This is a genomic window from Mesorhizobium sp. M7A.F.Ca.AU.001.01.1.1 (genome assembly GCF_004022735.1).
Lineage (GTDB): Bacteria > Pseudomonadota > Alphaproteobacteria > Rhizobiales > Rhizobiaceae > Mesorhizobium > Mesorhizobium ciceri.
The window spans coordinates 1-5,843 of the sequence record NZ_RZPF01000411.1; the positions used below are offsets into that span (position 1 = coordinate 1).

Below are 5,843 nucleotides of genomic sequence, written 5' to 3' on the forward strand. Positions count from 1 at the left end.
CCATCGAAATGATCGCGCCCACGCACATGACCACGCCAAGAAGCAGCGACTGCATCCGCTTCGAAAGGCGCCCGGTGAAGTCCGCCACAAGGTCCCAGGCGACCACGAGGATGGAGACCAGTGCAAGATTGGCGAGGAGTGACTGCCAGATCTCGATCATGACTTCGGCTCCTTTTTTCCGATAGATAGCGCCAAAACCTATCCGAGGTCTAAAGAAGCTACAGCCCGGTCGGCGGTGCGGTCGACCCCGCGATCAGGGCAGTTCGGTAGGGCCACCTTGATTGCTGCTGCATCTATGGCCGACATGAGGCGCAAAGCCGACGGTCCGGTTAGGGCAGTGAAGTCCGCGTTCCGCCAATTTTTGGCAGACAGTCGCCATCCATCGTTTTCACGTGAACAGCCTTGTTCGCCAAAACCCGTCCCCTGCCCCACCAGCCCTTGACGAAAATCGGCACGCCTGTGAGACACAGGGGTGGGGACATTTGCCCCGTGGGTACATCTATTGTCGAAACACGGGATCGCGCGGCAATTTTAGTGGCAAAGCCATACTTCTTATCGGCAGCATAAAGATCGGCGGACTTCTAGCTCACCAACTCGCACAGTCCGGGGCAATTACAGCAGGTGGTCCCCTAGTCCTTGCCGACACTGACGATTTGCGCACGGCAAATCTGGGAAGGCATCTGCTGGGTGTGCCCCACCTCCAGTACAATAAGGCGGAAGCCACCGCCGATCGAGCCGTTATTGGTTATGACGACCGTTGCGAGCATCGTCCCGCCGTTGCCGCCATTGGGCGAGCCGCCAATGCCGCCCTGGCTTGCCGAGTCATTGCCACCCGAAGCTTGCCTGCGCCGCCGGACCCGCCGCCAAACGAAAGATGGATGTTGCTGGCCACGCCGCCCTTGGCCTCGTTGCCGGAAAGGTCGACATTGCTGATGGTAACGGTTGCGCCTTCATTGATGAACAGCGCTCCGCCTGCATCCACGTTCCTACGGCTTGACCGCTTTGGTTCCCTTCTTCGCTTGCACGGCGATCGAGGGCCCATCCGGCGGCGGGCCTGTAACGGCCCTCTTCGGCGGCTCGGCGGCGGGTGTGTCGGGCGCCTGCGGCCCGCCGGACGTGAGGTTGACCGACACACCGTAGATTTTCCACTGCCGGTTCACCGGTTCGAACAGCAGCTCGAAATTGACCTGCAGCGGTACCGATGGGAAAAACCCCGCTATGTGCAGCATACCGTTCGGCTCGATCTGCGGCAGCAAGGTCAGTTGCGGATCGAGTACCGCGACGGCGCTGAAATCGAGCGCCTGCTTGCGCTGACTGGCAAAGATGTCACCGAGTTGAGCGGCACTGTTGGCCTGAAAATTCGGTGAGCCGAGATCGCGCAGCACGGTGTAGTTGCCGGTCTTGTTGGCCTGGTCGAGCGCCAGCAGCGTTGTCCTGGTGAGGATCAGCACGCCGTTGCGGTCGATGCTGGCGGGATGGGCTGCCTTTTGCATCACCCGCTTGTCTCTGCTTTGCGCATGCGCGGGGTGCACAGGCACCGAGACGACCATCAGCGCGACGGCCAACGCAGCGAAAAAACCGCGGGCGCCCGAGGTCCGCCAACCGGGCGCCCGCCACTGAAAAGACACGATCTGCTGAAGCCCCAAAACCCCGTTCATGCCGGCCGCGTCAGTTCAGTGTCCATGAGGCTCCGACGCTGACGCCGACATCGCCACGGCTGGTTGTCGCCGACACGGCGGCGTTGAGGCGAAAATCCTCACTGGTGTTGTAGCCAAGTCCCAGCGCCAGGCCCGATTGCCCCTTGAAATGACCAAAGCCGCCAGCGATCGACAGTTTCTCAGGCCTGTCATCGTAACGCAGTCCCGCCGTCGCCAGGGCTAGCGCCGTACCGCCACGGGCTTCCGTGCGGCTTTCGCCGATCTGCTTGCCAATATCCTGGAAGCCGGATTCAAGCGCGCCAACGCGGCCGTCGAGCGCAGCAATATTGGTGGCATTGGTCGTTACCCTGGTGTCGAGATCCGCGATCTGCGTGGTGTGCGTGGTGAGCGTGTTGGTGTTGCTGGTGATGCGCGTCTCGTGATCGGCGAGTTCGGTGGTGTTGGCCGCGATCTGCGTCGTGTTGTTGGTGATGCGCGTCTCATGATCGACGAGCTCGGCGGTGTTAGCGGTGATCTGCGTTGTATGACTGTTTACCGTGGTGCTCAGATTGGTGATGTCGGTGCTGTTCTGGGCGACCTGTGCCGGCAGGCCCTCGAGGGTCGCGACATCGAATGTTGAAGCCGCCAGATTGCCGTCGCCGTCCGTTGTCATCAGATAGGTCGTGGCGCCTTGCGCGTCCTTGCTCGCCTGCGAATTGACGCCGGCCAGCGTGTAGGTGTTTCCGCCCGTGCCGATGGCGACCTGGTTATCGCGTGTTGTCGATGCGCCTTGGCCGATCGCGGTGGAAGCCAAGAAATTGGCAGTTGCCCCCGCGCCCAGCGCGGTGGCGTTCAAGGCATTGGCGGTTGAGTTGTGACCCAATGCAGTGGCTTCGTTCTGCCCATCAGCCGCTACGCCCGCCTCGGCGCCCATGCCGATGGCCGTGCCACCGCTGCTCAGAAAGCCGATATCAAGTCCCGCTTTTGAATAGGCGCCCAGGGCAGTGCCCTGCGCCCCTGCCTCCGCATTATAACCCACGGCCGAGCCTTCGAGTTCTCCCACATACGCGTGCGGACCGACGGCTGTGGCGAAGGCAGCAGATGTCTGTGCCTGTCCTATAGGGATACTGGTATCATTGCCGCAGGCGAGGCTGTTGGAATGGCCAGTGTCGTGGCCGCCAGCGCACTCACCTGCCAACGCATGCCCTGGAAATACCGAGATGGCCAAAACCATCGCGCCGGCCAAAGCGGTGACGAGGACCGGACCGCCGCGCGAGCTGTCTTGCTCAGTCGCTTTCGCGTCTCTCGATGCGAGCCGGAACCGCCTCCCATCCGACGGTGCGGCTGTCTCTAGTTGGCGCGGCGCGCCCGCCTGCTTGATCATTCTTGCCACCACGCCCAAAAACCCCCGATCAAATTGCCGATGTGGCGGGAGAGTGCAGACAAGGCGATGAAGCGAACAGTCGTCATATGCCGACTGTTCCTCGCTTTGTGAGGCCGCTACCTCCTTGTTGGGTCGGGTTGTTGCCGCATGGTCACATATTCATTTTTGCTAATTATCGATGAGGGGAACCCGGTGGCGACATCATCGCCTTCAGCGACAATGCAACTTGCGCGAGAGCTTCCGTGTGTTAGGCTTCTTCACGAAACCTGATCGTCCCAAGGATCGGAAAGTTCCCATGGCTGACGTCACCATCGAAGCGGTCTCCGCCGTGGTCGGCCAGATTTATGAGGCGGCCTACGACCAGGAACGCTGGCTCAGTGCGGTAACCGGCCTGCGCGACCTGTTCAAGGCATCGCGAAGCTGTATCGCGCGGCTTGATCAGCGGGCGTTCAACGCGGTGGGGACTGTCGATGATCCGGGACTGTGTACTCCCGAGGCGGCGGCAGCACACATGCGGGATCCCATCAGCACCGTCGTGGCTGCGCTGCCGGTTGGCAACATCTATGACCGTGCACGGATAGCGGAAGACGGCGCCGACTTCCGCCGCCGTGAGCTTTGGCAGGACTGGATGAGGCCGCGCGACATGCATCATGGGCTCGCCTCGAATCTTCTCGCATCCAACGGCTCCTATTGGTTTTTCGATATTCACCGCGGCTCCAGGCAGGACGCGTTCGGTGCCGACGACATCGACCTGTTGCAGAAGATCGTGCCGCATATGTTGCGCGCCGGGCAGATCGGCCGGCGGCTGGAGAACACCTCGGCGTTGGCATCGGCTTTCTCCCACCTGCCCTTCGGCGTGTTCCTGGTCAACGGCCACCAGCGGATCGTTCAGATGAACGAGGCCGCCGAGGCAATGCTGGCGCGGCCTGACAGCCCGCTGAGGCTGAATGGAGGCACGATCGTCGCCTCCAATCCCCGGGATGCGCAGGAGCTTCAACAATTGGTCGCGGATGCCTGCTCGCTGCCGGACGGAGCCATGCCCGGACCCGGCGGAACGCTGATGGTGCCGTCGGATCACAAGCGCTCCGACCTGACGCCGCTGGTGCTGTCGGTTGCGCCCTTCGTCGACGCCCGCGCCTACGGTTTGGCCTCGGAACGGTGCGCGGTGATCATGGTCACCGAGGTCGCCCGGCGCATCCCCGATGGCTTCGAGACGCATGTCCGCAGCCTGTTCGACCTGACGCCGGCCGAAGCCCGGCTCGCAGCGACATTGGCATCCGGGCGGACGCTGAAGGAAGCCGCGGCAAGCTCGAGCATCACCGTGAAGACCTGCCGCACCTATCTCGAACGTATCTTCTCCAAGACCCGCACCCGGCAGCAGAGCGAACTGGTTGCGCTGCTCAAGAGCACCGAACCGCTTAGCGGGCGCGGCGGGTAGCCGGCTCATGCACAGCGAGCGTGCTAAGGATTTCGAGGCCAATGGCTGACGCAAACCTGGAAGCGGTGTCCGCCGTGGTCGGCCAGATCTACGAGGCTGCCTACGATCAGGAACGCTGGCTCGAAGCAGTGACTGGTCTGCGCGATCTCCTTGGCGGCTCGCGCTCCTGCATTGTGCGGCTCGATCCAACGACGAGCAACGCAGTTTCAACAGTTTATGATCCCGAGTTCGTTTCGTCCGAAGTAACCGCTGCGCACATGCGCGATCCCATCAGCGTAGTCGCGGCCGCCCTGCCTGTGGGCAAAGTCTATGACCGCACGCTGGTAACGGAAGGGGGCGCCGGCTTCCGCCGCCGTGAACTCTGGCAAGACTGGTACAGGCCGCGTGACATGTATCACGGGCTTGCCTGTAATCTTCTGGCCGCCAACGGCTCCTATTGGTTTTTTGATATTCATCGCGGTTTGAGGCAGGAAGCGTTCGGTGGCGACGACGTCCAGCTGTTGCAAAAGATCGTGCCGCACATGCTGCGCGCCGGGCAGATCGGCCGGCGGCTGGAGAATACGTCAGCGCTGGCATCGGCTTTTTCGCATCTGCCCTTCGGCGTGTTTCTGATCAACGGCCATCAGCGGATCGTGCAGATGAACGAGGCCGCCGAGGCGATGCTGGCGCGGCCCGACAGTCCGCTGGCGCTGAAGCACGGTGTGGTAGTCGCCTCCAATGCCGGAGATGCGCAGGAGCTTCAACGGCTGGTTGCCGATGCCTGCTCGTTGCGGAACGGCGCCATGCCAGGCACCGGAGGAACGCTGATCGTGCCATCGGATCACAAGCGATCTGATCTGACGCGGCTGGTGTTGTCAGTCGCACCGTTCGTCGATGCCCGCGCCTATGGCCTGGCGTCGGAGCGCTGCGCGGTGATCATGGTGACGGAGGTCGCCCGGCGCACTCCCGATGGCTTCGAGCTACATGTTCGCAGCCTGTTTGACCTGACACCCGCCGAAGCGAGGCTTGCAACGGCATTGGCATCGGGGCGGTCTCTAAAGGAAGCCGCGGCCCTTTCCCACATTACCGTGAAGACCTGCCGCACCTATCTCGAACGGATTTTCTCCAAGACCCGGACCCGGCAGCAGAGCGAACTGGTCGCGCTGCTCAAAAGTACCGAGCCGCTCAGCGGCCGTGGCCGGTAATTCCCGAACAAAAAATCTAACAGTCGGCATTTGCCGATTGTTCGGGGCCGCGTCTTTCGGCCAGATTTTGGCTAGGTTTGCAGTGGCCAGCCATGAAGTAGGGCAGGTCGTTGATGATGCGGGGCCAATCAATGATGGAAACCGGATACGTTGTCGCGGCCGGATTATTTCCGTTTGCCGTTTCCTATACGCTCGTGGCA

The 5,843-nt window shown here is 62.0% G+C and carries 5 protein-coding genes; 2 read left to right on the plus strand and 3 right to left on the minus strand.

Going from position 1 to position 5,843, the window contains the following annotated elements; all coding sequences use genetic code 11:
- Positions 1–629 precede the first annotated feature (629 nt).
- The 3 genes from EN884_RS38730 to EN884_RS22665 all read right to left on the minus strand — a co-directional run bounded on the left by EN884_RS38730 (position 630) and on the right by EN884_RS22665 (position 3,033).
- Entirely contained in the window at positions 630–767 is a 138-nt protein-coding gene (locus EN884_RS38730; RefSeq protein ID WP_164752043.1) for a hypothetical protein, read from the minus strand.
- A gap of 219 nt (positions 768–986) precedes the next feature.
- The gene (locus EN884_RS22660; protein WP_063170513.1) at positions 987–1,658 is read right to left on the minus strand and encodes a hypothetical protein; all 672 of its coding nucleotides are present in this window, start codon (positions 1,656–1,658) and stop codon (positions 987–989) included.
- A 10-nt stretch (positions 1,659–1,668) separates the two neighbouring features.
- The gene (locus EN884_RS22665) at positions 1,669–3,033 is read right to left on the minus strand and encodes a YadA-like family protein (RefSeq protein WP_245491968.1); all 1,365 of its coding nucleotides are present in this window, start codon (positions 3,031–3,033) and stop codon (positions 1,669–1,671) included.
- Between the two features lie 283 nt (positions 3,034–3,316).
- Between EN884_RS22665 and EN884_RS22670 the strand changes: the two genes are divergently transcribed.
- Both EN884_RS22670 and EN884_RS22675 read left to right on the plus strand, forming a co-directional pair.
- Positions 3,317–4,459, plus strand: a complete 1,143-nt coding sequence (locus tag EN884_RS22670) for a helix-turn-helix transcriptional regulator (protein WP_063170515.1) — start codon at positions 3,317–3,319, stop codon at positions 4,457–4,459.
- A gap of 74 nt (positions 4,460–4,533) precedes the next feature.
- Positions 4,534–5,643 carry a helix-turn-helix transcriptional regulator gene (locus EN884_RS22675; RefSeq protein WP_244507013.1) on the plus strand — a complete coding sequence of 370 codons (1,110 nt, stop codon included), beginning with the start codon at positions 4,534–4,536 and terminating at the stop codon, positions 5,641–5,643.
- Positions 5,644–5,843: the final 200 nt, after the last annotated feature.